The organism is Streptomyces zhaozhouensis, assembly GCF_900230195.1.
Lineage (GTDB): Bacteria > Actinomycetota > Actinomycetes > Streptomycetales > Streptomycetaceae > Streptomyces > Streptomyces zhaozhouensis.
Genome location: NZ_OCNE01000022.1, coordinates 54,636 through 81,588, shown reverse-complemented (window position 1 = coordinate 81,588; position 26,953 = coordinate 54,636). Strand labels below are relative to the sequence as shown.

The 26,953-nt window shown below is 73.1% G+C and carries 27 protein-coding genes, 1 pseudogene and 1 riboswitch; of the genes and pseudogenes, 19 read left to right on the top strand and 9 right to left on the bottom strand.

What is annotated here, in order from left to right:
- Positions 1–127 precede the first annotated feature (127 nt).
- The 8 genes and pseudogenes from CRP51_RS29775 to CRP51_RS24370 all read left to right on the top strand — a co-directional run bounded on the left by CRP51_RS29775 (position 128) and on the right by CRP51_RS24370 (position 6,505).
- On the top strand, positions 128–868 hold the full coding sequence (locus CRP51_RS29775; RefSeq protein ID WP_245880776.1) for a methyltransferase family protein: 741 nt from the start codon (positions 128–130) through the stop codon (positions 866–868).
- Complete coding sequence (locus tag CRP51_RS29770; RefSeq protein WP_245880779.1) at positions 811–1,170, top strand: methyltransferase; 360 nt, start codon at positions 811–813, stop codon at positions 1,168–1,170. The genes CRP51_RS29775 and CRP51_RS29770 overlap by 58 nt, the downstream gene beginning before the upstream one ends.
- 32 nt (positions 1,171–1,202) lie before the next feature.
- Positions 1,203–1,274 (top strand): annotated as a pseudogene (locus CRP51_RS30285) (FAD-dependent monooxygenase); the annotation flags it as partial.
- Positions 1,275–1,324: 50 nt separating this feature from the next.
- Positions 1,325–1,675, top strand: a complete 351-nt coding sequence (locus CRP51_RS24390; RefSeq protein ID WP_245880775.1) for an antibiotic biosynthesis monooxygenase — start codon at positions 1,325–1,327, stop codon at positions 1,673–1,675.
- Positions 1,676–1,879: 204 nt separating this feature from the next.
- Positions 1,880–2,551: a hypothetical protein gene (locus tag CRP51_RS24385; protein WP_141514657.1), complete on the top strand. Its 672-nt coding sequence runs from the start codon at positions 1,880–1,882 to the stop codon at positions 2,549–2,551.
- An 84-nt stretch (positions 2,552–2,635) separates the two neighbouring features.
- On the top strand, positions 2,636–4,591 hold the full coding sequence (locus CRP51_RS24380; protein WP_097233486.1) for an AfsR/SARP family transcriptional regulator: 1,956 nt from the start codon (positions 2,636–2,638) through the stop codon (positions 4,589–4,591).
- 127 nt (positions 4,592–4,718) lie between these two features.
- The gene (locus CRP51_RS24375) at positions 4,719–5,543 is read left to right on the top strand and encodes an SDR family NAD(P)-dependent oxidoreductase (protein WP_097233485.1); all 825 of its coding nucleotides are present in this window, start codon (positions 4,719–4,721) and stop codon (positions 5,541–5,543) included.
- Positions 5,544–5,602: 59 nt separating this feature from the next.
- Positions 5,603–6,505, top strand: a complete 903-nt coding sequence (locus CRP51_RS24370; RefSeq protein WP_097233484.1) for an alpha/beta hydrolase — start codon at positions 5,603–5,605, stop codon at positions 6,503–6,505.
- A 73-nt stretch (positions 6,506–6,578) separates the two neighbouring features.
- Here CRP51_RS24370 and CRP51_RS24365 read toward each other — a convergent pair whose 3' ends face one another.
- On the bottom strand, positions 6,579–7,310 hold the full coding sequence (locus CRP51_RS24365) for a response regulator transcription factor (RefSeq protein WP_245880774.1): 732 nt from the start codon (positions 7,308–7,310) through the stop codon (positions 6,579–6,581).
- Between the two features lie 351 nt (positions 7,311–7,661).
- Positions 7,662–9,122 carry a DHA2 family efflux MFS transporter permease subunit gene (locus CRP51_RS24360; protein WP_097233483.1) on the bottom strand — a complete coding sequence of 487 codons (1,461 nt, stop codon included), beginning with the start codon at positions 9,120–9,122 and terminating at the stop codon, positions 7,662–7,664.
- Between the two features lie 145 nt (positions 9,123–9,267).
- Between CRP51_RS24360 and CRP51_RS24355 the strand changes: the two genes are divergently transcribed.
- Both CRP51_RS24355 and CRP51_RS24350 read left to right on the top strand, forming a co-directional pair.
- Positions 9,268–9,927, top strand: coding sequence for a TetR/AcrR family transcriptional regulator (locus CRP51_RS24355; protein ID WP_097233482.1), 660 nt, complete (start codon positions 9,268–9,270; stop codon positions 9,925–9,927).
- Between the two features lie 37 nt (positions 9,928–9,964).
- A complete protein-coding gene (locus CRP51_RS24350; protein WP_097233481.1) occupies positions 9,965–10,672 on the top strand; it encodes an SDR family oxidoreductase in 708 nt (235 codons plus the stop codon).
- A gap of 85 nt (positions 10,673–10,757) precedes the next feature.
- Here the strand turns inward: CRP51_RS24350 and CRP51_RS24345 are convergent, their stop codons facing one another.
- Complete coding sequence (locus CRP51_RS24345) at positions 10,758–11,432, bottom strand: response regulator transcription factor (RefSeq protein ID WP_097233480.1); 675 nt, start codon at positions 11,430–11,432, stop codon at positions 10,758–10,760.
- Between the two features lie 585 nt (positions 11,433–12,017).
- On the opposite strand from CRP51_RS24345, the gene CRP51_RS24340 reads away from it, so the two are divergent.
- On the top strand, positions 12,018–13,175 hold the full coding sequence (locus tag CRP51_RS24340; protein ID WP_097233479.1) for an MFS transporter: 1,158 nt from the start codon (positions 12,018–12,020) through the stop codon (positions 13,173–13,175).
- Positions 13,176–13,253: 78 nt separating this feature from the next.
- Here CRP51_RS24340 and CRP51_RS24335 read toward each other — a convergent pair whose 3' ends face one another.
- From CRP51_RS24335 to gcvT, 3 genes are all read right to left on the bottom strand, one after another.
- Positions 13,254–14,636 (bottom strand): L-serine ammonia-lyase, encoded by a 1,383-nt coding sequence (locus CRP51_RS24335; protein WP_097233478.1) that lies wholly within the window; start codon positions 14,634–14,636, stop codon positions 13,254–13,256.
- A 7-nt stretch (positions 14,637–14,643) separates the two neighbouring features.
- Positions 14,644–15,027, bottom strand: coding sequence for a glycine cleavage system protein GcvH (gcvH, locus tag CRP51_RS24330; protein ID WP_097233477.1), 384 nt, complete (start codon positions 15,025–15,027; stop codon positions 14,644–14,646).
- 103 nt (positions 15,028–15,130) lie between these two features.
- Positions 15,131–16,249 carry a glycine cleavage system aminomethyltransferase GcvT gene (gene gcvT, locus CRP51_RS24325; protein WP_097233476.1) on the bottom strand — a complete coding sequence of 373 codons (1,119 nt, stop codon included), beginning with the start codon at positions 16,247–16,249 and terminating at the stop codon, positions 15,131–15,133.
- Positions 16,250–16,408: 159 nt separating this feature from the next.
- Positions 16,409–16,501: riboswitch (glycine riboswitch) on the bottom strand.
- A 204-nt stretch (positions 16,502–16,705) separates the two neighbouring features.
- On the opposite strand from gcvT, the gene CRP51_RS24320 reads away from it, so the two are divergent.
- The 3 genes from CRP51_RS24320 to CRP51_RS24310 all read left to right on the top strand — a co-directional run bounded on the left by CRP51_RS24320 (position 16,706) and on the right by CRP51_RS24310 (position 19,026).
- Positions 16,706–17,473, top strand: a complete 768-nt coding sequence (locus CRP51_RS24320; protein WP_097233475.1) for an enhanced serine sensitivity protein SseB — start codon at positions 16,706–16,708, stop codon at positions 17,471–17,473.
- 107 nt (positions 17,474–17,580) lie between these two features.
- Positions 17,581–18,351, top strand: a complete 771-nt coding sequence (locus CRP51_RS24315) for an enhanced serine sensitivity protein SseB C-terminal domain-containing protein (protein WP_097233474.1) — start codon at positions 17,581–17,583, stop codon at positions 18,349–18,351.
- A gap of 201 nt (positions 18,352–18,552) precedes the next feature.
- On the top strand, positions 18,553–19,026 hold the full coding sequence (locus tag CRP51_RS24310; RefSeq protein WP_097233473.1) for a Dps family protein: 474 nt from the start codon (positions 18,553–18,555) through the stop codon (positions 19,024–19,026).
- 221 nt (positions 19,027–19,247) lie between these two features.
- On the opposite strand, the gene CRP51_RS24305 is transcribed toward CRP51_RS24310, so the two are convergent.
- The gene (locus tag CRP51_RS24305; protein ID WP_097233472.1) at positions 19,248–20,189 is read right to left on the bottom strand and encodes an endonuclease/exonuclease/phosphatase family protein; all 942 of its coding nucleotides are present in this window, start codon (positions 20,187–20,189) and stop codon (positions 19,248–19,250) included.
- A 239-nt stretch (positions 20,190–20,428) separates the two neighbouring features.
- On the opposite strand from CRP51_RS24305, the gene CRP51_RS30280 reads away from it, so the two are divergent.
- Complete coding sequence (locus CRP51_RS30280) at positions 20,429–21,520, top strand: peptidoglycan recognition protein family protein (RefSeq protein WP_097233471.1); 1,092 nt, start codon at positions 20,429–20,431, stop codon at positions 21,518–21,520.
- 47 nt (positions 21,521–21,567) lie between these two features.
- Complete coding sequence (locus CRP51_RS28970; RefSeq protein WP_170970657.1) at positions 21,568–21,744, top strand: hypothetical protein; 177 nt, start codon at positions 21,568–21,570, stop codon at positions 21,742–21,744.
- Positions 21,745–21,757: 13 nt separating this feature from the next.
- Here CRP51_RS28970 and CRP51_RS24290 read toward each other — a convergent pair whose 3' ends face one another.
- Positions 21,758–22,468, bottom strand: a complete 711-nt coding sequence (locus CRP51_RS24290) for an N-acetylmuramoyl-L-alanine amidase (protein ID WP_097233469.1) — start codon at positions 22,466–22,468, stop codon at positions 21,758–21,760.
- Between the two features lie 113 nt (positions 22,469–22,581).
- Here CRP51_RS24290 and CRP51_RS24285 point away from each other — a divergent pair, with 113 nt between their 5' ends.
- On the top strand, positions 22,582–23,751 hold the full coding sequence (locus CRP51_RS24285) for a cysteine desulfurase family protein (protein ID WP_097233468.1): 1,170 nt from the start codon (positions 22,582–22,584) through the stop codon (positions 23,749–23,751).
- Positions 23,752–23,855: 104 nt separating this feature from the next.
- Positions 23,856–25,016 carry a tRNA 2-thiouridine(34) synthase MnmA gene (mnmA, locus tag CRP51_RS24280; RefSeq protein WP_097233467.1) on the top strand — a complete coding sequence of 387 codons (1,161 nt, stop codon included), beginning with the start codon at positions 23,856–23,858 and terminating at the stop codon, positions 25,014–25,016.
- 301 nt (positions 25,017–25,317) lie between these two features.
- On the opposite strand, the gene CRP51_RS24275 is transcribed toward mnmA, so the two are convergent.
- Positions 25,318–26,172 (bottom strand): carbon-nitrogen hydrolase family protein, encoded by an 855-nt coding sequence (locus tag CRP51_RS24275; RefSeq protein ID WP_097233466.1) that lies wholly within the window; start codon positions 26,170–26,172, stop codon positions 25,318–25,320.
- 44 nt (positions 26,173–26,216) lie between these two features.
- On the opposite strand from CRP51_RS24275, the gene CRP51_RS24270 reads away from it, so the two are divergent.
- Positions 26,217–26,906, top strand: a complete 690-nt coding sequence (locus CRP51_RS24270) for an SDR family oxidoreductase (protein WP_097233465.1) — start codon at positions 26,217–26,219, stop codon at positions 26,904–26,906.
- Positions 26,907–26,953: the final 47 nt, after the last annotated feature.

Genomic DNA, 26,953 nt, shown 5'->3' with positions numbered 1-26,953 from the left:
ACATGGTTTTGGGCGGCTTTTGACCGCTCCAAGGGCGGGCGCTGCGAGGATTCGGGACGTCGAGCCGACGCGTTACTCCGAGGAGAAACGGTGATCGGCGTCCCGTTATCTGTCGGAGGGACTCCGCATGAGTGACCAGATAGCCACGGAGACGGAACAGATCAACCCCGGTCAGATCATGGGCATTCTGACCGGATACTGGCAGGCGAGAATACTGCTGGCCGGTGCCTCGTTCGACCTCTTCACCTCGCTCTCCGAGGCCCCTGCCACCGCGGAGGAGGTGAGCGAACGGCTCGGAATCCGCATGCCGGGGGCCGGCGACTTCCTGCTGGCGCTCTCGGCGATGGGAATTCTGGAGGCGTCCGAGGACGGCACCTTCCGGAATTCGGCCGTGGCGGAGGGATTTCTGGTCCGTGGGCGGCCCGCGTACATCGGCGGCTATCTCCACTTCTGCGAGAGTGAACTGAACCCGGCGTGGGACGGTCTTCCCGCGGCCTTGCGCACCGGAGCCCCGCAGAACCCCGCCGCGAGGACGGGCAATCCCTACGACACGCTGTACGCGGACCGGGAGGCGACGACCGCCTTCCTCGAAAGCATGGACATGCTCAACACGCCGCTGCTGGAACGGTTGAGCGCCCTGGACTGGAGCCGTTACGGCTCGTTCGTGGATGTCGCCGGCGCCCGGGGCAACGTGGCGCGGCACCTCGTGCGGGAACACCGCCATCTGAAGGGCGGGGTGTTCGACCTGCCCCCTCTGGAGGGCGCCTTCACCGCCTACATGGGGTCCCTCGACGGCGAGGAGGGAAGGGCATCGCCTTTCACGGCGGGGACTTCTTCAAGGACCCCCTTCCCGAGGCCGACGTCCTGATCTTCGGACACGTTCTCCACAACTGGAGCACCGAGGACCGACGCACGCTGCTGCGCTACGCCTATGAGGCGGTCAGGCCCGGTGGCGCCGTCATCGTCTACGACCCGATGGTGAGCGACAGCAAGCCGCCGCTGTACGCGACGCTCGCGGCGCTGAGCATGCTCGTCTGGTCCGCGGGTGGCGGCGAATACGCGGTCGGCGAATGTCACACATGGCTCAGGGAGGCCGGATTCCGGCCGGAGACCGTCGGCCCGGAGAACACCGCGGACGATGTGCTGATCATCGGCCACAAGGACAGTTGAGCATTCCCGTGTCGCCCAGGGAGGAAATCCGGATGGACGCTTCCGTCATCGTCGTGGGAGCCGGCCCCGCGGGGCTCATGCTCGCCGGGGAACTGCGACTGGCTTCCTCAGGGAACTCTCCGGGCCGGCGGGCGCCGGCGCGGTGGAGTACACCGTGCGGGACCACGTGACGGCACCCGACGGTGAAGGGCCGCCCGGCTGCGTGGTGTTCGCCTCGTTCGACGTGGACGGGGCGGAGCGCCAGGAGAAGGTCATCGGCAACCTGATGGCGGCGCTCGACGGCCCGGTGGGGCAGCGCCCTCCCGGCATGCTGTCCGCCAACTTCCACGTGAGTGCCGACACCACCCGGGTGCTCAACTGCGCGGAGTGGACCACGGACGCGGCGCACCAGGCGTTTCTGGACGGCTCCGCGCACGTCACCACCCGGAGGGTCAGCGGCGCCCTCCCCGGTGTGCGTCCCATCGGCTTCAAGCGGTACCACCAGTGGTGCGCGCTGGGCCGCTGAGCGGCGAGGACCGGTCGTCGCGCGGCTCTGTCGTTCCCCTGCAGAGCTTCTGACACTTCCCTGACGTTCGTGTGCCGAGCGGCACGGATGTTGTCGCTCCTTCCCGAAGTCCCCCATCGAGCGCCTGTTGGAAAAGGCGAAGCCCCCGCCCACCATGGATTCCGCAGCCTTCTGCGGTCCTCTTTCTCCGACGAGGAGTCGGCCATGCCCCAGAATTCTGTCTCTCTTCCGGTGATCGACCGGCCGGACGTCCACGCGGCGTCGGTGGAGGTGATCGTCGCCGAGGGAAGGGAGACACAGCAGTCCGTTCTCGACGCGGTCGCCGCCGACTGGCGGTCCCGTTCCTGGCCCCGTGGACTGGTTTCGGCCAGCAGCTACCGCAGCACCGACGAGCGTTCGGTGCTCACCTACGTGCAGTGGGCCACCCGCGAGGCCGTGGACAGGTCGCTGCGGGAGGACCGGAACGAGCCGGGGTGGGGCGTGGCCGGCGCGTCGTCGCGGGGGCCGGTGCCCTACCGCCTCTACCGCGTGGTGCGCGGTGGGGCGCTCACCGAACCCGCGCCGGTGCCCGGGTGCTTTCCCGCCGCGGTCTTCCCGATGACGGGGGTGGAGGCCGCCCGGCGGTGGATCGACGGGCTGCTGGCGGCGGAGGAGGAGACGGAGGGCGAGGACCGCGCCTATCCGGGCGCGATCGCCGCCAACTTCCACGTGAGCCTGGACGGGAGCAGCGTGCTGGTGCTCTCGGAGTGGGCCTCGGAGAAGGAGGCCGCCGACCATATCGACGAGGTGATCGAGCCGTTGCTGGAGGCCGCGGGCGGAGGTGACGCCGGCGCCCGCTACGTCCACTGCCTGACGCTGTCGGGCCCGGACGTCTGAGCCGTGGCGCGGGCCGGCCTCGCCTGCCCGCGCCCCCACTCCGTACGCGCCTGATGACCGACAGGAAGACCAAGGGGGAAGATCATGCACTTTGCCATTCTCGGTCCGGTGGAGGTCCGTGGGGAGAAGGGCTCCTGCGAGCCCGCGTTCCCGATGAGCCGTCAGGTGCTGTCGTTGCTGCTCGTCCACGCCAACCGGGTGGTGCCGGTGGACGACCTGGTGGAGGAGCTGTGGGAGCAGAGCCCCCCGAGGCTCGCCCGCAAGACCGTGCAGACGCACGTCTACCACGTCCGCAGGGCCCTGCGGGGCAGCGGCGGCGGGGCGTGGGTGGAGACGGACCCGCGTGGTTACCGGGTCCGCCTGGAACGCGGGCAGTTGGACCTGTGGCGCTTCCAGGAGCTGTACGACCGGGGACGGACCGCGCTGCGCGAGGGGCGGGCCGCAGAGGCGTCCGACGCCTGCCGCGCGGCGCTCGACCTCTGGCGGGGCCCCGCGTTCTCGGGGAACGCGGCGGGTCCGCTGCTGTGCGCCCAGCGGGCCCGGCTGGAGGACCTGCGGATGGGCGCCCTGGAACTGCGGGTAGAGGCGGAGCGGGCGCTGGGGCGGCACCGGGAACTGCTCAGTGAACTCAAGGGTCTTGTCCTCGACCACCCGCTGAACGAGGTGCTGGCCGGTGAGTTGATGCGGGCCGCGGCGGCCTCCGGGCACCGGCAGACCGCTCTCGACGCCTACCGGCGGCTGCGCGCCGCCATGGTCGAGCAGTTGGGCCTCGAACCCTCGGCGGAGCTGCGGGAGTTGCATCAGGGTGTGCTGGAGGACGCGCTGGTACCGGAGCGCACTCCGCGGTCCGCGCCGGGGGCCGTGGAGTCCGGTCGGCTCTCCGCGGGGCCGGCCGCGACCGTGGCACCGGCCGAACTGCCGCCGCCCCCGGCCGACTTCGTGGGACGCGGGGCCGAGCTGGCGCGCGTCGTCGAGGTGGCCGGCCAGGGACACGCGGGCGGGGGTGGCTCCGAGGCCGTGCGGGTCGTGGTGGTCACCGGCGGGGTGGGAAGCGGCAAGACAGCGGCCGTCGTACAGGCCGCCCACCGACTGCGCGACAGCTACCCCGACGGTCAGTTGTTCGCGACGCTGCACCGCCCGGACGGGAGCGCCGTGCCACCCCGGGAGGCGCTCACCTCGCTGTTGCTCTCGTTCGGGCACCCCGGGCAGTGGCTGCCGGAAGGGGTGGAGGACCTGGCGCGTCTCTACCGCAGCTGGACCTCGAGGCGGCGCATGCTGGTGGTGCTCGACGACGCGTACTGCCCGCAGCAGGCCCGGCCGCTGCTGCCGAGCAGCGCCGGCTGCGCCGTGCTGCTCACCTCCCGTTGGCGCCTCGAAGGGCTGCCCGGCGACGTCACCCGGGTCCCGCTGACGGGGCTGCCGACCGGCGAGGCGGTGGACCTGCTCGGCAGGCTGGCGGGGGAGCGGCTGATCGCGCGGGAGCTGCCGGAGGCGGCGGAGCTGGCCCGGCTCTACGGCGGACTGCCCCTCGCGCTGCGGGCGTTGGGGGAACGGATCGCGGCGCGCGCGGACCTGAGGGTCACCGATCTGCCGGTCGCCGACCTGCTGCGCCGGGCACGGCGCGAGGAGGAGAGGCTGACCCTGCTCCAGAGGCCGCAGAGCGACTTCCTGGCCCGGCTCTCGCAGGCTCATCTGAGGCTCCCGGAGGGGGAACGGAGGCTGCTCGCCCTGCTGTGTCGGCTGCCCGACCGGGTGCGGGAGGCCGAGCTGCTGCGGGCCATGGAGAACTCCGGCATGGACGGCGGGCAGTTGGGGCATCTCGTCGAGTCCCTGAGCGCCTCCCACTTCCTGGAGTCCCACGAGTCCCACGAGTGCCCCGAGGGGCCCGCCTACGCCGTCCCCGACCTCGTACGTCTGGCCCTGTCCCGGTCGATGGGCGACAGGGGCCAGGCCGCCGACCGCTCCGGTCCCGGTGTCGGACCCCGCGCGCTCAGGTTCCGCCCGGCCTGGCTGACAGTACCGCTGCAACCCTCGGTGTGAACCACCTGGTTCAATAAAATAGGCGGTCCGGTTGCGAAGACGCCCGCCGAGTCCCTAGGTTGAGGTCCGTAGGTTGAGGTCCGTGTCCGCGACGTCGGGTCGCGGCACGAGAGCGAGGAGGCTGCCGGTGAAGCGCATCGTCGTCCAGGGCGGGACCGACGGGATGGGCCGGGCCACCGCGCTCGTCTGTCTGGGGCGGGGGGACGCTGTCACCGTCGTCGGGCGGGACGAGGCGAAGGGGAAGTCCTTCCTGGCCGAGGCGGCGGAGATCGGCGCGGAGGGGCGTGCCTCCTTCATCCGGGCGGACCTGAGCCTGATCAGTGAGAACGAGCGGGTGATCGAGGTGGTGCGGGACGCGTACCCGGTCGTGGACGCCCTCGTGCTCTGCGCGCGCCACTACCTCTCGCGCCGGCGCGAGACCGCCGAGGGGCGCGAGGCGACCTTCGCGCTCTTCTACCTGAGCCGGTATCTGCTCTCCCACGGCCTGCGCGAGCGGCTGGAGAAGGCCGAGCGGCCCGTCATCCTGAACGTGGCGGGGCCCGGCTCGCCGGTGGGGAAGATCCACTGGGAGGACCTGGAGTTCACCCGCGCCTACGACGGGCTGGCCGCCCAGATGCAGTCCGGCAAGGCGAACGACCTGCTCGGCGCGGCCTTCGCCGACCGCCACGGCGCCGAGCGCACCCGCTATGTCCTGATCAACCCCGGTTCCGTCTCCACCAGTTTCTCGGGCGAGTACGACGCCGAGACACAGCGACACATCGACATGATGAAGCGGGTGGCCAAGCCGGTCGCCGCGGGAATCGCGCCGATCGTCGAGGCGCTCTACGCGCCGCCCGCCGCGCCCCTGAGCGCCCTCGTCGAGGGCCGTCCGATGGACGTCCGGGACCGCAGCTTCGACGTCCACGACGCGCGCCGGCTCGACGAGCGCACCAGGGAACTGCTCGGCCGCTGACCCGAACCACCGGCCGGGCGCGGCGCGCCCTCCCGGAACCACGCCGCCATGGAGGCCACATGACCCCGCCGCAGTCGCCCCCGGGCGCCCCCGCGCCGCACCAGCGCCCCCGGGTGCGGGCCGTGGAGCTGGACGCGGGGGGCGTCACCCTTTCCGGGCTGCTGGCCGTTCCCCAGGAGGGCATGCCCCGCGCCGTGCTCGTGGCCCTCCACGGGGCGGGGATGCGTGCCGGGTACTTCCACGGCCGGGCCGACGCGGCCACCAGCCTCCTGTCGCTCGCCGCCTCCTGCGGCTGCGTCGCGCTCGCGCTGGACCGCCCCGGGTACGGCGGATCAGCCGCGCGGCTGCCGGAGGGACTCGGCCTCGCCGGGCAGGCGGACCACGTCCGGGAGGCACTGGCCGCCTACGGTCAACAACACCCCACGGGCGGGGGCTACTTCCTGGTGGGACACTCGCTGGGCGGCAAGGTCGCGCTCGCCACCGCCGCCGACTGGGAGGGCGCGGACCTGCTGGGGGTCGACGTGTCCGGGGTCAGCGACCGGTGGGCCGTTCCCCCGGAGCGGCTCACGGGGGACGCCGTGCGCCGTGCCCGCAACCTGCACTGGGGACCGATCTCCCTCTACCCGCCCCGCACCTTCCAGCTCGCCGAGGATCTCGTGGCGCCGATCCCCGCCCGTGAGGCGGCGGAGATCCCCGACTGGCCGCGCGTCTACCCCCGGGTCGCGGAACGGGTGCGCGTCCCGACGCGGCTGACCTTCGCCGAGCACGAACGCTGGTGGCGGTCCGACGCACGGACGGTGCGGGCCATGGCCGAACGACTGGCCGCACCGCTCGTACGCACGGAACGCGTGGCGGCCGCCGGGCACAACATCAGCCTCGGCCTCGCCGCACGCGGCTACCACCTGCGGGTCCTCGCCTTCCTTGAGGAGTGCCTGGCCCGCGCGGATGCCGCCGTGGCATGAGCGCCCGCACAGCGCCGCCCGGGCACGGCAGGCCCGCCCCCGAGCGGCCGTCGGCCGTGCCGCCGCGATTCCGCTACGCCTCCACGAGGCGGAAGCCCACACCCCGGACCGCGATGATCCACCCGGCCGAACCGAGCTTTCTACGGAGGCTGTTGACGTGAGTGTCGATGGTGCGGCTGCGGCTGAGGTCGATGTCCTGCCAGACATGATGGAGGATGTGGCGCCGATGAACGACCTTTCCCGGCGGGGAGGCCAACAGGTGGAGCAGGTCAAACTCCTTGCGGGTGAGCGCCACGGGCTGACCGTGCAGCCGGACGACGCGCGTCGTGTGGTCGATGGTGAGCGGCCCCAGCCGGGTGCTGGACCTCGGCCGCTCGGCGGGGTGGGCCCGCCGCATCACCGCCTCCACCCGCGCCAGCAGCTCGCGGAACCCGTAGGGCTTCACCAGGAAGTCGTCCGCACCGGCCTGGAGCCCCAGGACGCAGTCGAGTTCGCTGCCGTGCTCCGCGAGCGCCAGAAGCGGCGTGCGGGACGTCTCGGCGATGGACCGGCAGACTTCGAGACCGTCCACGTCCGGCAGGTCCAGAGCGAGGAGCACCACCTCCGCATCGGTGCACCTCCGCAGCGCCTCGGCTCCCGTGCCGACGGAGCGCGCCTCGTGACGGTGTCTCCGGAGCCGCTGGGTCAGCTCCCGCGCCGCCCGCTCGTCGCCGTCCACCACGAGGAAGTTCCACGAGTGCCGCGAGAGGACGCCACGAGGGCGTGAGATGTCGGAGTAGGAGGGGAAAGGATGTATTCGGGACACCTGCACTTGCTCTCCTATCGACGGTTCCTGGGCGCGGGTGTGGGGCGACCGGCACCCGGCGGACGGCCACGGCGCCACTCCGCGCGCGTGGAGTGGGGGAGACCAGCTCCCCTGCCGGGCGCCTGTCGGCCCGCCCCACGGAAGCGTGGCACGCGCGGACCGCGCCTTCCCTGTCGATAGCACTAAGGTTGATCTGCGGATACTCCCTCGGCCGACCGGCCCTGACGACTCCCGGCGCCGTCTCGGGAGCCGCACGAGCCGACGAAGGCCGGGACCGCGTGGAGCGGCCCCGGCAGGTGCTCCCCGGCGCCGGTCGACGCCCGGCGCCGGGGAAGTGGTGGTGCGCCGCGTTCAGTTGGTGACGGCCTCCCGTGGCGCGTCGGTGGGGGGTTCCTCCGGGGCCGTGGGCGCCTCGGGGCGTCCCGGGAGCAGCGGGCTGGCGGCCAGGATGACCACCGCGACGGCGAAGACGAACCAGTAGGCCTGCTGGAAGCCGTCGATCCCGTTCGCCGCGGTCCCGCTCTTGCCCGCGGCGGCGATGATCAGCGCGATACAGGCCACGCCCAGCGCCCCGCCGAGCTGGTTGAGGTTGTAGAGGACGGAGCTGCCCTGCGGCACCTTCTCCGGCGGCAGCGTGCGGTACAGCGCCCCCATGGTCGGAGCCCCCACCGCGCCGAGTCCCATGCCGATGACCAACGCGGCCACGGCGGACCAGATCTCGCCGCTGTCGGCGTCGAGCCGGGTGAGCAGCACGGCGCCCGCGGCGGCCACCACCGCCCCGCCCCGGACCAGGCTCCGGGGGCCGAGCCCGTCGCTCAGCCGGCCGGCGAGGGGCATGGCCAGCGCCGCGCCCAGCCCGAGCGGCGCCACCAACAGGCCGGCCGCGCGGGCCCCGTGATCGTGGATCACCTGGTAGTAGAGCGGCAGTGCGAAGAGTCCCGCGTAGGTGGCCAGCCCCACGAGCCCCTGCACGGTGACGCTGGCGGCGAAGCTGCGGCTGGCGAAGAGGCGGACGTCGATCAGCGGTTCGGTGCGCCGGACGCGCAACGCGTGGAGGACGTAGGCGACGAGCAGCAGGACGCCGGCGGCGAGGGGGGCGAGCACCCGGGGGGTGCCGAAGGTGGCCTGCTCCCCGGCCTGGGTGAGCGCGAACACGAGGGCGCCGAAGCCAGGGGCGAGCAGCAGCGCGCCCAGAAGGTCGAGCGGGGCCCGGGACTTCGTCGCGCCCTCCGGATCGGCAGGGATCACCCGCACGGCGAGCAGGAGCGCGATGATCCCGATGGGCAGGTTGATGTAGAACATCGCGCGCCAGCCCAGGGATTCGAGCACCACGCCGCCCAGGACCGGGCCGAGGACCGGGCCCAGGGAGAGGACGACGCCCATCATGCCCATGACGCGGCCCGCCCGGTGGGGCCCGGCCGCGCGGGCCAGGATCACCAGCACCAGGGGGTCGACCACGCCGGCGCCCACGCCCTGGACCAGGCGGAAGGCGATCAGGCTTCCCACGTCCCAGGCGAGCGCGGAGGCGAGCGATCCGACCAGGAAGAGCGCGAGCCCGAAGAACCAGAGGGGCCTGACGCCGAAGCGGCCGACGGCCCAGCCGGTGATGGGGATGGTCACGGTGAGCGCGAGCAGATAGCCGGTGGTGGCCCAACTGATGGCGCTGAGCGAGCTGTCGAACTCGCCGGCGAGGGTGTCCGCCGCGACGGTGACCATGGTGGCGTCGAGGATGCCCATGATCCCGCCCAGCAGGGTCACGCCGATCAGCCGCAGCAGCGCGGGGTCCAGGCGGTCGTCCCTGACTTCAGGCATGTCTTTCCCACTCTGTTGTACGCATGGCGAGATTGTTTGAACCGCGCGGTTCAATGTAGCCATCGGGGGCGACGCACGCAATTGCGCAGAGCGTTCTTTTGAACCGCACGGTTCAGCTCGGGGTTCGGAGCGGTACGATGGCCGGGTGAACGGAGCCAGGGAGACGGGCAGGCGGAGCGGGACGTCGCGCGGGCGCATCGACAAGCGGCGGTCGATCCTGGCCGCGGCCTTCCGGATCTTCGCCCGGGACGGGTACGGGCAGTCCTGCGTACGGGAGATCGCGGCCGAGGCCGGTGTCGCAAAGCCCACCGTGTACAACCACCTCGGGGACAAGGAGACCCTCTTCCGCGAGGCGATGCAGGAGGCCGTCGAGCGGACCACCGCCGACGCGCTGACCGCGTTCGAGGGGCTGCGGGAGCCCGGTGACGGGACGGCCGCCGCGCTGGAGGAGGCCGGGCACCGCTTGCTGCGCGGCCACTGCGGCGCGGAGTCACGGGCGCTGCGTGGGCTTCTCCACGCCGAGGCCGGCCACTTCCCCGACCTGGTGGAAGAGCTTCAACGCAACGGGGCCCGGCGGGTGCACGACGCCCTCGCCGACCGACTCGCCCGACTCGCGCTCGGCGGCCGGCTGGACATCAGCGACCCCGACCGGGCGGCGGAGCAGTTCCTCGCCCTGCTCACCGGGCCCATGGAACTGCGCTCCGGCCTGGGCACCCGCGAGGTCCCGGACGCCGAACTCCACTCCGTCGCCCGCGCCGCGACCGACACCTTCCTGAGCGCCTACGCCGCCCCGGCGACCGCCTGACCCTGCCGCGACCCCGATCCGCTGCGGAGAGGAAACGATGACCACCACCCTGATCACGGGTGCGAACAAGGGGATCGGCCTGGAGACCGCCCGACGGCTCGTCGCGGCGGGGCACTCCGTCCATCTGGGGGCCCGCGACCCCGCGCGGGGCGCCGCGGCGGCCGAGCGCGTCGGGGCGTCCTTCCTCCCGCTCGACGTGACCGACGACGCGTCGGTCGCCGCGGCGGCGCGGACGCTGGAGGAGTGCGTCGGGCACCTGGACGTCCTGGTCAACAACGCCGGGATCACCGGCGCGTTGAAGGAGCCCGCCGACCTGACGGTGGAGGACCTCAAGCAGGTGTACGAGACCAATCTCTTCGGTCCGTTCCGGGTCACCCAGGCCTTTCTCCCGCTGCTGCGGAAGAGCGCGGCCCCCGCCATGGTGAACGTGAGCAGCGGCCTGGGGTCGCTGGCCATCGCCGAGGCCCCCGAGCACTACACGTCGATGCTGCCCGCCTACTACCCCAGCCTCGGCTACAACTCCTCCAAGGCCGCGCTCAACATGCTGACCGCGCAGTACGCGAAGGCGTTTCCCGACATCGTGTGCAACGTCGTCGACCCCGGCTGGACCGCCACGGATCTGAACGGTCACCGGGGTGTGCAGACCGTCGAGGAGGGCGCGGACATCGTCGTGCGCGTGGCGCTGCGGGGTGGCGAGGGTCCGACGGGCGGCTTTCACGGGAACTCCGGCCCCGTTCCCTGGTGAACGAGGCCGTCACGGCCGCCCGGTAAACCGAATTCCCCGCGCGGAGGAAACGGCTCCGGAAGTGCCGGAAAGCGGAATCCCGCATTCAGCACAAGGGGATGCGGGATCTCCACTGGGCGTCCTGCCCGGCTTCTTCTGTCACTGTCATCTCGGAAGAGGGAAAACCGGCCAGGGGCATGGTGAGCATCCCCGCCGCCAAGGCCTGGGCCACCGCGTCCAGACGCGATACGGCATTCAACTTCCGGAAGGCGGCGTGCAGATGACGCTTGACCGTGCCGGTCGTGATGCCCAGAGCCCGGCCGATCTGCTGGTTGGTCATCGCGGTCGCCACCCCGCGCAGCACTTCCGTCTCCCGCTGCGAAAGCGCTGGAACGGGGCGCGTGACGGCGTCCCGCACCGCCGCCGGGGCGAGCCGGCGCACCTCGGTGAGCAGGGCGTTCCAGCCGGCGCTCCGGGGCAGGTGAACCAGGGGGCCGGTTGCCCGAAGGGCGCGCGGATCGGCGCCCGCGCTCGGGTAGGGGAGCGTCAGGACGGCGGACTCGGGCGCCGTGCGGCGCAGCGAGTGGAGTGTGCGCCCCATCGCCTTCCAGGGCTCGAGAAGGATCACGTGCGGGTTGAGATCCGCCGCCCGAAGCAGGAGTTCGCGTTCGCCGGCCACCTGCCCGAGGACGCGCATATCGGGCTGGGCCTGCAGTAGTTCGGTCAACGCCTCGCGCAGCAGCGCGGTTTCCCCCGCGACGAGAATGGTCACCCGGTACATGTCCCCTCCCCGGCCGTTCCCGTCCCGTTCTTCCCCGCGCCGAGCGGAAAGCGCCACGCCGTGGAGCACGCTCCGGGAAGGTGCCGCTCCCCGACTCCCGTATGTAGCGCAGAGCGACGAGGCGCGGGGTGTGGTAAGTCGATGTCGTACGCGTTCACAGCAATCCCCCAGGCTGGCATGGGCGCTTGAGTGCGGGGAGATAATAGCGAATGCTTGGCCCGAAATTGGCTTTATTTGAAAAGAATTGACAGAGCGAAGGCCCTGCCGGAGGGGTGGGGACGTGTCATTGTGCTCTTTCGGGCGTCGGGAAACATCGAAACGGTGAGTTTTTTCTCGCTTGACACGCCCCGGTAAAAGGACTTGTCGCCCTGGCCGACCGTCCGTTCCCCTCGACCCACCGGCAACTGATCCGCCACGGAGCGTCACTGATCTCGTGCGCGGCGGTGACGCGAGCGGCGGTCCTCCCCTGAGCGCCGCTCAGTCGGAGTGACCCGACTTCCGGCGCTTGTTGGCGAGGAAGCGCTCCTTCTTCTCGCGGTTCCCGCAGGTGTTCACGACCTTCCGGTCCTGAACGACTCCTGGCGTATGTGGTTCATCGACGGGTACACGATCGCGCTCGCCTCGTGTGTCGTTCTCGGGTCGCGTCTGGGCGCGCGGACGGGCCCCGGGGTGACGCTGGCGATCGGCCTTCTCGTGTTCGCGTTCGCGAGCGCCGGCCCGGCGCTGCTGGACTCGCCCGCCGCCTGGACGGCGACCCGTTTCGTTCAGGGCTTCGGCTACGCGCTGATCGTCTCCAGCGTCGCCTCGGTCATCGGCGGACTGCCGAACACCGCGGAGCGCACGCTGGGATACACCCTGTGGATCACCACCTACAGCGTCGGCGCCGGCCTCGGGCCGCTGCTCGGCCGGGTGTGCGTCGACCTCGACGCGCAGGCGCTGCTGTTCTGGGCGCCGGCGGCGGTCGCCCTGGTGGCGTGCGTGCTCGCGGCGCTCCTGTTGCGCGGCGTGAACCTGGGGCAGGCGGCCGCCGCCAGGGTCGACGTCGCCTCCGCGACCCTCGCGTTCGTCGGCTTCGGGCTCTTCGTGGCGGGGCTGCAGAGCCACGGCCCGGTGCTCGCCCGCGTGCTGGCGACCGCCCTCGGCTGCGGCGTGCTGGCGGCGTTCCGCGTCCGCCAACTCCGTTCCCGGGACCCGCTCATCGACGTGCGCATGCTGTCCTTCTCACGGCTGGGCGCCTGTTCGCTCGCGCTCGTCGTCGGTTCCGCGTGCTACACGGGATCGGTCTTCCTCTTCAGCGTGACGGCGGATTCACTTCTCTCCGTCCTGCCGGTATCCGTTCTGGCGCTGTGGGTCTCGCTCGGGAGTTACGCGTTCCACCGGGTGCAGTCCCGCTTTTCCCCCGTGCGCGTACTCCAGGTCAGCCTGGCCACGTGTGCGACCGGTCTGGTCGTCGCCGCGTTCGTCGGCCTCTGGCCGGCCAGCCTCCTGATCGGACTGGGCGTGGGCGTCTCGATGGCCTCCGGGGACGCGTATCTGCTCGGCAGCGTCCCTCCCCGGGACGTCGCGCGGGCCGCGGCACTCCAAGAGACCAGTCTCGCGGTGGGCGCGGCGCTGGGCGTGGCCGGATTCGGCGGCGTCCACGCCGCCACCGGCTCGGTCGCGGGGACCGCCCTTCTCACCGCCGGCCTCGTCGCCCTCGTCGTGGCGGCGCTCCGCCACCAGCGCGGTGTCCTCACGGCGTAGCCGGGGGCGGACGGCGGGCAACGGCCCGACCGCGCCCGGCGGGGTGTCCCCGCGTCCGCGGCGGTCGGGCCGTCTCCGTCAGCACTCGATGATGTTCACCGCGAGCCCACCGCGCGCGGTCTCCTTGTACTTCACCGACATGTCCGCGCCGGTCTGCCGCATCGTCGCGATGGCCTTGTCCAGCGAGACATGGTGGCGGCCGTCACCGCGCAGTGCCATGCGGGCCGCCGTGATGGCCTTGACGGCGGCCATCCCGTTGCGTTCGATGCACGGAATCTGCACCAGCCCGCCGATCGGGTCGCAGGTGAGGCCCAGATTGTGTTCGATGCCGATCTCCGCCGCGTTCTCCACCTGTTCCGGGGTGCCTCCCAGCACCTCGGCCAGCCCGCCGGCGGCCATCGAGCAGGCCGAGCCGACCTCGCCCTGGCAGCCGACCTCGGCGCCGGAGATGGAGGCGTTCTCCTTGAAGAGCATCCCCACCGCGCTCGCCGCGAGCAGAAAGCGGACCACGCCCTCCTCGTCCGCGCCCGGCACGAACTCCAGGTAGTAGTGGAGGACGGCGGGGATGATGCCGGCGGCGCCGTTGGTCGGGGCGGTCACCACCCGGCCGCCGGCCGCGTTCTCCTCGTTGACCGCCATCGCGTAGAGCGTGACCCACTCCAGCTCGTGGGCGGCGTGGCCCACTTCGGAACGGAGCCGGCGCGCCGAGCCGGCCGCGCGGCGGCGGACCTTCAGGCCGCCGGGGAGGATGCCCTCCTCGGTCAGGCCACGCCGCACGCAGGCACGCATCACGGCCCAGATGTCCAGCAGACCGGCACGCACCTCCGCCTCGGGACGCCAGGAGGTCTCGTTGCGCAGCATCAGCGCCGAGACCGAGAGCCCGGTGGAGCGGGTCAGCTCCAGCAGCTCGGCCCCGGTGCGGAACGGGTGCGGCAGCCGGCGCTCGTCCGGCACGACCCGCTCCGCGCCCTCCGCCGAGTCGTCGACCACGAAGCCGCCGCCCACCGAGTAGTAGGTCCGCTCCAGCAGCACCCCGCCCGTCGCGTCGAGGGCGCGGAAGATCATGCCGTTGGCGTGTCCTGGCAGCGAACGGCGCCGGTAGAGCACCAGGTCGCCCTCCGGGTCGAACGGGATCTCGTGCGCGGCGCCTATCTCCGCGCCCAGCAGCCGCAGCCGGCGGGTGGCGCGCACCCGCGCCACGTCCTCGTCCGCGCGGGCCACGTCCACCGTGTCCGGAGCCTGGCCCTCAAGGCCCAGAATCACCGCCTTCGGGGAACCGTGACCGTGCCCGGTGGCGCCCAGCGAGCCATACAGCTCGGCCCGCACCGACGCGGTGTCGGCCAGCGCGCCCGCGTCCTTCAGGCCGCGGACGAACAGCAGCGCCGCCCGCATCGGCCCCACGGTGTGTGAGCTGGAGGGGCCGATGCCGACGCTGAACAGGTCGAAAGCCGAGAGCGCCACCGTCGGCTCACTGCTCCGTGAAGGCGTCGTACTCCTCGGCGGTGAGCAGCTCGCCGGGCTCCGCACCCGGGTCGATGCGCACCTTGAAGAGCCAACCGTCCTCGAAGGGCGAGGAGTTGACCAGCTCCGGGTCGTCGGCCACGGCCTGGTTGACCTCGGTGACCTCGCCGCTGACGGGGGCGTAGATGTCGCTGATGGCCTTGGTCGACTCCAGCTCGCCGCAGGGCGAGCCGGCCGACACGGACGCGCCGACCTCGGGGAGCTGCGCGTAGACCACGTCGCCGAGGGCGGACGAGGCGTGCGCGGTGATGCCGACGGTGGCCACGCCGTCGGCCGTCTCGGTCAGCCACTCGTGGTCGCGGGTGTAACGCAGGTGCTGGGGGTTGCTCATGGTGCGATTCTCCAGGTTCGGGCGGTGCTGTGGAACGGAAGGGGCGGAGGGGAGGGAAGGCGACCGGGCGGCGCGCGTCGCGGGTGAAGGGCGGGCGGCTCGTTCAGTCGCGCCGGTAGAACGGCAGGGCGACCACCTCGTGCGGGACCGCCGTGCCCCGGACCTCGACGGCGACACCCTCGGTGCCGGGCGCGGCGTGCGAGGCGTCCACGTAGGCCATGGCGATCGGCCTGCCCAGCGTGGGGGAGGGGGCGCCCGAGGTGACCTCGCCGATCACCGTGCCGTCGGCGGCCACCACCGGGTACCCGGCGCGCGGCACGCGCCGCTCGCCGGTCACGAGCCCCACGAGTACCCGTGGCGGGTCGCTCGCGGCGCGCTCGGCGGCGCGTTCCAACGCCGCGCGCCCCACGAAGTCGCCCTCCTTCTCGAACTTGACGACCCGCCCGAGACCGGCGTCGAACGGCGTGGTGGCCTCGGAGAGTTCGTGCCCGTAGAGCGGCATCCCCGCCTCCAGGCGCAGCGTGTCCCGGCAGGAGAGCCCGCAGGGCACCAGCCCGTCCTCGGCGCCCGCCTCGGTCAGCGCGGCCCACAGCGGCTCGGCGTCGTCCGGGGCGCAGAACAGCTCGAAGCCGTCCTCACCGGTGTACCCGGTGCGCGCGACCAGCACCTTCCGCCCGGCGACCTCGGCCGGCAGGCTCGCGTAGTACCGCAGCCCCGACAGGTCCGCCTCCGTCAGCCGGGCCAGCACCCCGGCGGCGGCCGGCCCCTGGAGCGCGACCAGCGCGTAGGCGTCCCGGTCGTCCCGCACCTCGGCGGCGAACCCGGCGCCGCGCTCGCGCAGCTCCGCCAGCACCCGCTCGGCGTTGGCGGCGTTCGCCACCACCAGGAACTCCTCGTCGGCCAGCCGGTAGACGATCAGGTCGTCCAGGATGCCGCCGCCGGCCGCGCAGATCATGGTGTAGCGGGCGCGGCCTGGCCTGACCGCCGACAGCCGCCCGACCAGCGCGTGGTCCAGCAGCGCGGCCGCCTCGCGGCCCGTGACGGCGATCTCGCCCATGTGGGAGAGGTCGAAGAGGCCGACGGCCGTCCGCACGGCCTGGTGTTCGGCGCGCTCGCTGCCGTAGCGCAGCGGCATGGACCAGCCGGCGAAGTCGGTCATGGTGGCGCCGAGCGCGCGGTGCACGGCGTCCAGCGCGGTCACGCGTGAGGGGTCGGACATCAACGGGCTCCAGTCAGGCGGCGGGCGGCTGGCGACGCGCGGTCGCGCGTCGGGCCCTCCCCCTCTGTCATCGGCACCTGAGAGGTTCGCCGCGACCCGAGGGGCCGACGGCTTGCACCGTGGGTGGGGTGCGCCGGCTGGCGACCCGCTTTTCAGACTTGCCTTCCGCGCGCGGTGACGGGGCCTGAGAGATTCAAGGGAGGACTTGCTCCTTCGGCGCCCCGGGCGCACCGGGGACTCTCCCGCGCGAGGTCGAACGGCCGGTATGCGGTTGTGACGCGGCCATCATCGCACGGATGCCCGGCGGGGAGGGAGGCGATCACCGTTAGGGTTCGGTCGGGCCGTTCGCGCGGGCCGTCACCCGTGCCGCGCGTCGGCCCCCGGTATGGCCGGGCAGGGTTTGGGGGAGCGGCGAGGAGAGCGACTCCGCTCCAGGTGAGGCAGGGAAGGCAGGGCGCGATGAGCGTGGGCAGGGTGGGGCCTGGATACGGCGGCGGCTGGCCGGGCAACGAGTTGGAGGAGGCGCTGGCCGCCTCGGTCGGCGTCCCGGACGCCGCGCCCCGGCTTCTGAAGCTGCTCTCCCGCAGCGCGCTGTGGGTCCCGCTGCCCGAGGGCGGCGGCCCGGAGTCCAAAACGCTGAACCTCCCCACCATCGACCTGGCCGGCGGCGTCTACGTCCCGGTCTTCAGCTCGGCCGAGCAACTGCACGTGGGCGGCGCCTCGCACATGCCGTTCACCGTCTCCCCGGCCTGGGAGTTCGCGCGCGGGCTGCCCCCGGGGGTCGGCATCGCCGTCAACCCGGGCGGAACGATCGGCATCCCGGTGCCGCCCGCCGGCGTCGCCGAGATGTGCCGCGCCACCCCGGGGGAACGCCCGCCCGGGGTGCCGTCGGGGGCACGGATGCGCCTCTTCCAGCCCGACTGGCAGGAGGAACCGGTCGACTTCCTGCGAGCGGCCGGCACCGAGCTGGAGGGACTGGGGTATGTGCGCACCGCGCGGCGCGGGCTGGCGAGCGCGGAGGGCGCCGAGCCGTCGCTCTTCGTCGGTGTGGAGCTGGACCGGGTCGACGACCGGATCCGGGAGGACGTCAACGCGGCGCTCGGCCGCGCGCTGGCCAGGGAGGCGGTCAAGTGGCCGGTGCAACTGGTGCTGTTGGACGCCGCGCAGGACCCGGTGGTGGACTGGCTGCGGGAGTGTGTGGCGCCGTTCTACTCACGTGCCGCCTGAGCACGGGTCACCTTGTCAGCGCGGGCGCCGGCTCGCAAGCTGCTGTGCGGGGCGGGCGCCCGTGGGTGCCGACCGTGTGTGCCCATACGCGAGGAGGACGGGCCCAGGTGAGTGCGGGAGAGGCGGTCGAGGAACTGCTCGCCCGGGTGACGCCGGACCGGTTGGACACCTACGAGGCGCTGCTGCGGGCCCTGGCCGACAGCGAGCTGTGGATGCTGCTGTGGCAGGGCGACCCGGGTGAGCCGGACGCCCACTACGGCGGCATAGAGGTGGCGGGCCACGGCTACGCGCCCTGTGTCACCTCCGGCCCGGAGCTCACCGCCAGCGGCTGGAACCGCGCCTACGAGGTGGTGCCTGGCCGGGACATCGCCGCCGCGCTCTACCCCGACCACTGGGGGCTGTGGCTCAACCCGCACGCCCCGGGCGGCGGCCTCGGCGTGCCCTGGCTCGACCTGCGGCGGATCGCCGGCGGCCTGGACCGGCTGCCGGCCGGGCCGCTGCGGATCAGCGAGCCCAGCGTCGGCGTCGAGTCGTTCTACGCGCGACTCGTCGCCCTGGGACAGCGCACGCCGGTGCTCCGCGCGCTGTGGCGCGCCTGGGTGCGCCCCGCCCTTGGCGTCTCCTATCTGGCCATCGGCCTCGACGTGGACGGCCCGCCGGAGAACGGGGCCGAGGCCGTGCGCGCCATGATGCGCGAGGCGATCACCGAGGTGCCCGAGGGGCTGGCCGTGGGCACCGTGGCGATGGCGGACGGCTACGACCCGGTGGCGATGTGGCTGCGGGCCAACACCCGCCCGTTCTACGAGCGCGACGCCCCGGCCCTCGGCCGCGCCCCCGCCGGCGACCGGCGCGGCTACGGCTACCCGCGCGCCTACTGAACGCTTCGCCCGCCCTCACGCGCGCCCCCTGGCGCGCCCCGTTTCGCCGGCGGCGCCCCGCGTCGGCACCGCCCGTGCGGCGAACGTCACACGCCGGCACGGGTAACCTCGCGCCTTCGGGGTACCCGGAAGGATCCACGCGCCTCCGGCGCGCGCCCCGGGCGGCCGGGGCGTCGTGGCCGGGGAGAGGAGAGCCACAGCATGAGCACCGTGAGGAGCACGCTCCCCGACAGCACCCTGAAGATCGTGGGCGAGGCGCTGCAGGGGGCGCTCGTGGACCTCGTCGACCTTTCGCTGGTCGCCAAGCAGACCCACTGGAACGTGGTCGGCCCGCGCTTCCGCTCGATCCACCTCCAGCTCGACGAGGTGGTCACCACCGCGCGCGGCCACTCGGACACCGTCGCCGAGCGTTCGGCCGCGCTGGGCGTGCCGCCGGACGGCCGGGCCGCCACGGTGGCCGCGACCACCGGCATCGCCTCGGTCGCCGAGGGCTGGCAGCGCGACGCGGACGCCGTGCGCACCCTGGTGGACGCCCTGGGCGCGGTGATCGTGCGGATGCGGGAGCGCCTTGAGGAGGTCGGCCCGGTCGACTCGGTGAGCGAGGACGTGCTGATCGAGATCACCAAGGACCTGGAGAAGCACCACTGGATGTTCCAGGCGGAGAACGCCGCCTGAGAAGCCCCGGTCGGGCGACCACCGTGCCAACGTGGCGCGGTGGTCCGTCGCCCTCGCCCTGACGCCGGGGCGCCCGCGCGGTTCCCCGCACCCCTTCGTCGCCGGTGGGCGGTCTGGGGGCGCGGGGAACCGCGCGAGTGCTGGGTGGCGGGCTGCGCTCGACCACCGGGCCGCCGGTACCGCGGTGGGTAGGCACGGCAACCGGCCGGCAGGCCACCCGCTCAGCCCAGCCGGATCTCCGCCTGCACCGGGGCGTGGTCGGAGGGGTAACGGCCGTTCTCCCGGTAGGTGTTGATCGCCACCCTGAGCACCTCGACGGGGCCGCCCGCCAGCACCCAGTCGATGCGGTCGCCGCCGGGCACCGGGTCCTCGTAGCCCGGGAAGGTGCCCCAGTCACGGGTCACGCGCCGGCCGGCGTCCCAGGTGTCGACGAGGCCGCCGTCGGTGACCAGCAGCCGGTAGGACTCGGAGGTGCCGGCCGGCGTGTTGAAGTCGCCGGTCAGCACGACGGGCACGTCGGCCCCGAAGCCGGCGACCCGCTCCGCGACCAGGGCGGCCGAGCGCTGCCGCGCGTTCTCCGACTGGTGGTCGAAGTGCGTGTTGACATGGATGAACTCCCGCTCGGTGCGCCGGTCGAGGAAGCGCACCCAGGTCGTCATCCGGATCACCGAGTTGCCCCAACTGGCGGAGCCGATCACGTTCGGGGTGTCCGACAGCCAGAAGTGGTCGAAGTCGAGCGGTTCCAGCCGGTCGGCGTCGTAGTAGATGCCCATGAACTCGCCCCGGCCACCGCCCTCACGGCCGAGGCCGATCCAGTCGTACCCCTTCGGCAGATCCGCGTCCACCTGCTTGACCTGGTGGTACAGCGCCTCCTGCACACCGAGCACGGTGGGCCGCTCGCGCGCGAGAAAGCGGGCCAGCACCGGGCGGCGGTCGGTCCAGGAGTCCGGCGTCCCGGGCGCCGCCCCGGCGTCCATCCTGATGTTGAACGAGACGACGTGCAGCCGGTCACCCCGCGCGCGGCCGATGACCGCGCGCCCCTGACCCCGCTCCTCGGCGTCCGCCTCCCGCGCCCACGCCCCCGGCGCCTGGAACGCGGCACCCGCCGTCACCAGTCCACCGGCTCCGGCCGCGCCCAGCACCGCTCTCCGCGTCACAGTCATACGTTCCTCCTTGGTAGGGCTCGGGCAGAAACTGTGGTCCCCTTCCGTGTGGCGCCCGGGGAGCGGAAACGACGCCCGACCGAACAGCGGCGGAACTTCCCCGAGCACGCATCGGAGGCGCGCGAACGGAAGTGGAAAAGCGACGAACAACCTGTGGGGAACCTCGGACAGTGAGCGTGCCGGCGGCCCCAACGGGAATACCCTGCGGGAGAGTCGAGGAATTCCAGGAGGGTCACCGCATGGCATCTCCGCTCTCCGCCGACAAACTGGTGAGGGCCCTCAAGGACGAGGGCGTGAAAATCGTCGAATACGAGAGCTGGCGCACCCACAACCGCAATGGCGCCGGCGCCTGGGGCCCGGTGCACGGGGTGATGATCCACCACACCGTGACCTCGGGCACCTCCGGCTCCGTCGACCTCTGCTACAAGGGCAGATCGGATCTGCCGGGGCCGCTGTGCCACGGCGTGATCGCCAAGGACGGCACCGTGTACCTGGTCGGCAACGGCCGGGCGAACCACGCGGGTTCCGGCGACGGCGACGTGCTCCAAGCGGTTATCGACGAGCGCGCCCTGCCCGCCGACAAGAGCGCGGACACCGACGGCAACGCCCGTTTCTACGGCTTCGAGTGCGTCAATCTCGGGGACAACAAGGACCCCTGGCCCGCCGCCCAGGTCGAGGCCATCGTCCGTGCCTCCGCTGCCATCTGCCGCGCCCACGGCTGGGGGAAGTCCGGCGACACCTCCGTCATCGGCCATGTCGAATGGCAGCCGGGGAAGGTCGACCCGCGCGGTCCTGGAATCTCCATGGGCGACATTCGCAAGCGGGTCAGCGAACGCCTGAAGAACGCGGCGGATTGGAGTCCGGGCGGCTCCGCGCCGCCCACAGAGGAGGACGACGTGCCCAAGCGGACCCTGTACGGCACCACGGGCGACTACACGCAGACCGTGGAGCCCGGCTCCTGGACGACCGTCAGGTTCGACCGGAAGCACGACGGCAAGGAGTGGCAGACCAAGGACGCCGAGCCGTCCATCGCCTTCGGCGCCTGCTTCTACTCCACCACCGTCGCGGTCCGGGCCACCGGGCTCAGCCGGGGTCAGGAGCTCCAGATCCGGGTGGCGCACTACGCGGAGAAGAAGGGCGGCGGCTGGGAGCGCAGCGGCGGGATGCCGATCAACTCCCCGGTGCACGACGGCGGCGACGCCCACTTCACCTACGCGTGGAACGGCCATCTCTCCGGATCGCGCCGGCTGCGGGTGGAGTTGGCCCACTACGGGGACGAGCCGATCACCGTCACCTATCTGCGCGCCGAGACGCTCTACTGGGGCACCTGACGACCGGGCCCGGCCGATTGTCAGCGGTGGGTACTACGTTGGTCACCATGCGCTACGAAGCACGCCACAGTGAGGCCCGCGGCTGGTACGTGGTCTCCGACGAGGGCCATCTGGCCCATGTACCCGACCCGGACAGCCAGGAGCTGCGGGCCGCGCTCTTCGAGCGCGAGGCCGACGCCCGCCGCTGCGCCCAGGAGCTGACCCGCCTTGGCACGCTCAGCTGACCCGCGCCCTGAGCTATGTGTCGGTGGGCGCCTCCGTGGGCGTCTCGGCCGCCTCCTCCGCCGCGGCCTCGGCGACCATCGTCAGATAGCGGTCCCAGTCCCAGTGCGGCCCGGGGCAGGTGCGCACCACCTCCGGCACCTCGTTGTGGCCGACGATGTGCTCGCGGTCCACCGGGATCCCGTGCCGGGCGCAGATCCCGGCGACCAGCCGCGCCGAGGCCGCGTACATCTCGTCCGTCAGATACTCGGGGCGGTCCGCCCACCCCTCGTGCTCGATGCCGACGCTGCGCTCGTTGAAGCCCCGGTGGCCCGCGTGGTACGCCACGTCCAACTCCCTGGCCAGTTGTGCGACATGGCCGTCCGCCGAGCGGACCACGTAGTGCGTGGCCGCGCCGTGCGAGGGGTCCTGGAAGACCCGCAGCGTCACGTCGTAGGTGGCCTCCGGCATGTGGATCACCACCCGGTCTATCGTGAAGTCCCTGGGGCGGTTGGCCCTCCGGTAGTTCGCGCGGTGCGCCGGCACCCACTCCGCGCCCGGGTGATCCACCTCACCCTCCTCCCGCCGCACATGCGAGCCGGAGTACCGCCACCACCAGGCGTTCAGCCGATCCCGGTTGACGAAGCCGAGCCCGACCACCCCGGCCGTCCCGCCGACCAGCAGCGCCCTGCGCGGCAGGTCGGAGCGCCGGCCCGTGCCCTGCCGGCCCTCGCCGTCCTCACTCATGCGCGCCTCCGTCTCGAAGAACGGCCGATGCCCCCGCGGGGTTCCGCCGCCGGGCCGGCCCCGCGCCGGCTCGTGGAAGCGGCCCCCGGCCGGCTCATAGAATCGGCCCCACCATGCCCTACCTCGACCACGCCGCCACCACCCCGATGCTCCCCGAAGCACAGGAGGTGATGACCGCCCACCTCGGCCTCACGGGCAACGCCTCCGCGCTCCACGCCGCCGGCCGCCGGGCCCGGCGCGCGGTGGAGGAGGGCCGGGAGGAGCTGGCCGCCGCGCTCGGCGCCCGCCCCAGCGAGGTGGTCCTCACCTCCGGCGGCACCGAGGCGGACAACCTCGCCGTGAAGGGCCTCTACTGGTCCCGCACCGCCGCCGACCCCCGCCGCCGCCGGCTGCTGGCCAGCCCCGTCGAACACCACGCCGTGCTGGACGTGGTCCAGTGGCTCGCCGACCACCAGGGGGCGGTCGTCGAGTGGCTGCCCGTCGACGCGCTGGGCCGGGTGCGCCCCGAGGACCTCAGGGCCGCCATCGAGCGCGCCCCCGACGAGGTGGCGCTGGCCACCGTGATGTGGGCCAACAACGAGATCGGCACGATCCAGCCGATCGCCGAACTGAGCGCAGTCGCCGCCGAGTTCGACATCCCGCTGCACGCCGACGCGGTACAGGCCGTCGGCCAGTTGCCGGTCGACTTCGCCGCCTCGGGGCTGACCGCCCTGACCGTCTCCGGGCACAAGATCGGCGGCCCGCTCGGCGTGGGCGCGCTGCTGCTCACCCGGGACGCCACCCCGGTGCCCGTGCTGCACGGCGGCGGTCAGGAGCGCGAGGTGCGCTCCGGCACCCTGGACGTCCCGGCCGTCGCCGCGTTCGCCACCGCGGCGCGGCTCACCGTGGAGCGGCGTCCCGCGTTCGCCCGCCGGGTCGGCGCGCTCCGCGACGAGCTGGTGGCCCGGGTGCGTGGGGCCGTGCCCGACGCGGTGTTCAACGGCGACCCCGACCCGGCCGGGCGGCTCCCGGCCAACGCGCACTTCGCCTTCCCCGGCTGCGAGGGCGACGCGTTGCTGCTGCTGCTCGACGCGCAGGGCATCGCGTGCTCCACCGGCTCGGCCTGCACGGCCGGCGTCGCCCAGCCCAGCCACGTGCTGCTGGCCGCCGGCGCCGACCCGGAGCTGGCCAGGGGCACCCTGCGGTTCAGCCTCGGCCACTCCTCCACGGCCGCCGACGTCGCGGCCGTCGCCGAGGCCATCGGCCCGGCCGTCGCCAGGGCCAGGGCCGCCGGCCTGAGCTGAACGGCGCGGTCCGCCGGTCTGAGCTGAACGGCGCGGCCCGCCGGCCCTCGCGCCCCCTCGGCCGAACGCGCGCTGTCGGTGCGGGGTCGTACCCTGGACGGGCTATGACTGAGACTTCCGGTGCCCCCGACGCCTTCCCCGGTGCCCCCACCGGCCCCCGCACGGGTCCCCGACTGCGCGTGCTCGCCGCCATGTCAGGCGGCGTCGACTCGGCGGTCGCCGCCGCCAGGGCGGTCGAGGCCGGACACGAGGTGACCGGCGTCCATCTCGCGCTCTCCGCCAACCCCCAGTCCTTCCGCACCGGCGCGCGCGGCTGCTGCACCGTCGAGGACTCCCGCGACGCCCGCCGCGCCGCCGACGTGATCGGCATCCCGTTCTACGTCTGGGACTTGGCCGAGCGCTTCCGCGCCGAGGTCGTCGACGACTTCATCGACGAGTACCGGGCCGGCCGCACCCCCAACCCCTGTCTGCGCTGCAACGAGAAGATCAAGTTCGCCGCGCTGCTGGACCGCGCGCTGGCCCTCGGCTTCGACGCGGTCTGCACTGGCCACTACGCCACCGTCCGACTGACCCAGGACGGGCGGCGCGAGCTGCACCGCTCCAGCGACCAGGCCAAGGACCAGAGCTATGTGCTCGGCGTCCTCGACGACCGTCAACTGGCGCACGCCCTCTTCCCGTTGGGCGACACCGGTGCCACCAAGGACGAGATCAGGGCCGAGGCCGAGCGCCGGGGCCTCGCCGTGGCGCGCAAGCCCGACAGCCACGACATCTGCTTCATCGCCGACGGCGACACCCAGGGCTTCCTGGCGCGCCACCTCGGCTCGGCCGAGGGGGACATCCTCGACGAGGACGGCACCAAGGTCGGCACCCACCAGGGCGCCCACGGCTTCACCGTCGGCCAGCGGCGCGGGCTGCGCATCGGCCACCCGGCGGCCGACGGCAAGCCCCGGTACGTGCTGGACATCTCCCCGGTGGACAACACGGTCACCGTCGGCCCCGCCGAGGCGCTGGACATCGCCGCGCTGACCGCGATCCGCCCGCGCTGGTGCGGCGGCACCGCGCCCGAGGGCAGCGGCCGCTACACGGCGCAACTGCGCGCGCACGGCGCGGAGACGCCGGTGACCGCGGAGGTGGTGGACGGCGAGCTGCGCGTCGCGTTCGACGCCCCGGTGCGCGGGGTCGCGCCCGGCCAGGCGGTGGTCCTCTACGACGACACCCGCGTCGTCGGCTCCGGCACGATCGCCCACACGAGGGCGGCTCGCTGACCGCTCCGCCGGGTGGGTGGGCGTCTGCGCGCCGTGGTGCTTCGGTGTGGTGGTCGTGTTTGGCCTGCCACTCGGCTTTCGCGTGGTTCCCCGCGCCCCCAAGCCGTCCACCGGCGTTGAAGGGGCGCGGGGAACTGCGCGGGCGACCGTCCACCGGCGTTGAAGGGGCGCGGGGAACTGCGCGGGCGACCGTCCACCGGCGTTGAAGGGGCGCGGGGAACTGCGCGGGCGACCGTCCACCGGCGTTGAAGGGGCGCGGGGAACTGCGCGGGCGACCGTCCACCGGCGTGTGGTCGACGACTCACCGCACCACGTCGGCACCGTGGTCGCCCCCGCCCCCGCCCCCGCCCCCGCCCCCACCGGCCAGGCGCCGCGCGTTGGCCAGGACCGGGACGGTGCGCCTGGCCGCGTCGACCGCCGCCAAATCGAGGTCGGCCAGCAGCAGTCCGGGCGCGCCGCCGAGCCGTGCGGTCACCTCGCCCAGCGGGGAGACCACCATGCTGTGGCCGACCCCGGTGGGCGCCCCCGTCGCCGGCGGGGCGCCGACCGTCGCCGGGTCCGCCTGCCCGGCGGCCAGCACCCAGCAGGTGCTGTCCAACGCCCTGGCCCGCACCAGCACCTCCCACTGCTCCACCTTCCCCGGCCCCGCGCCCCAGGAAGCCGGCAGCACCACGACCCGCGCCCCTCGTTCCGCCAACGCCCCGAAGAGCGCGGGGAACCGCACGTCGTAGCAGGTCGCGAAGCCCAGCGTCAGGCCGTCGAGGGAGGCGGTGACCACCTCGTCCCCCGGCGCCACCGTGGCCGACTCGGCGAAGTCGAACGCGTCGAAGAGATGCAGCTTGTCGTAGTGGGTCGCCACACCCCGGCCGGTGATCAGCAGGGTGTTGCGCACCCTGCCGTCCTCGTCGGGGGTGAACATCCCGGCCACCACCAGCGTTCCGGTCCGTTCCGCCACGGCGCGGACGCCGTCCGCCCAGGGGCCGTCCAGCGGCTCGGCCAGCGGGCCGAGCGGCACCCCGAACCTGGCCATCGCCGCCTCCGGGAAGACCACCAGCTCGGCGCCCTGTCCGGCGGCGCGTTCCGTCTGGTCGACGACCGCGCGCAGGTTCTCCTCGGGGGAGACGGTGGCGGCCAGCTGGCTGAGCGCGATGCGCATGGGGTTGGGTCCTTCCCTCGACGGCCCTGGGGGACCATGGTGCTATGGCGACACACGTGATCACAGGGGCCGGCTCGGGCATCGGGGCCGTGCTGACGGAACAGTTGTTGGCGCGCGGCGACGAGCTGTGGCTCTGGGCGCGCGACGCGGGGCGCGCGAAGGAGCTCCGGGAGCGTTTCGAGGGCGCGCGGACCCTGGTGGGCGACCTCGCCGAGCCCGAGCGCCTCTCGTGGGCGCTGGGCCACCAGTCGCCGCCCGACCGGATCGACGGGCTGGTGCACTGCGCCGGCGTCGTCGAGCTGGCCGAGATCGGCGAACTGACGCCCAAGGTGTGGCAGTCGGTGCTCGCCGCCAACCTGGTCGCGCCGGCCGAGCTCACCCGGCTGCTGCTGCCGCAGCTGCGGGCGGCCAAGGGGCGGGTGGTCTTCGTCAACTCGGGCGCCGGGCTCAACGCGAACCCGCGCTGGGGCGTCTACGCCGCCAGCAAGCACGGCCTGCGGGCCCTCGCCGACGCGCTGCGCGCCGAGGAGCGCCCGCACGGCGTGGGCGTCACCACGGTCTACCCGGGGCGCACCGCCACCCCGATGCAGCGCAAGGTGCACCAGCAGGAGGGGCGCGACTACGACCCGGAGCGCTGGATGTCCCCGGAGTCGGTGGCCCGCACGGTGCTGCTCGCCCTCGACCTGCCGCGCGACGCCGAGATCACCGACCTCCAGGTACGCCCGGTCGGCTAGGGCCGGTCCGGGACGGGCGGCCGGCCCCGACGGAATTCACCCACCCG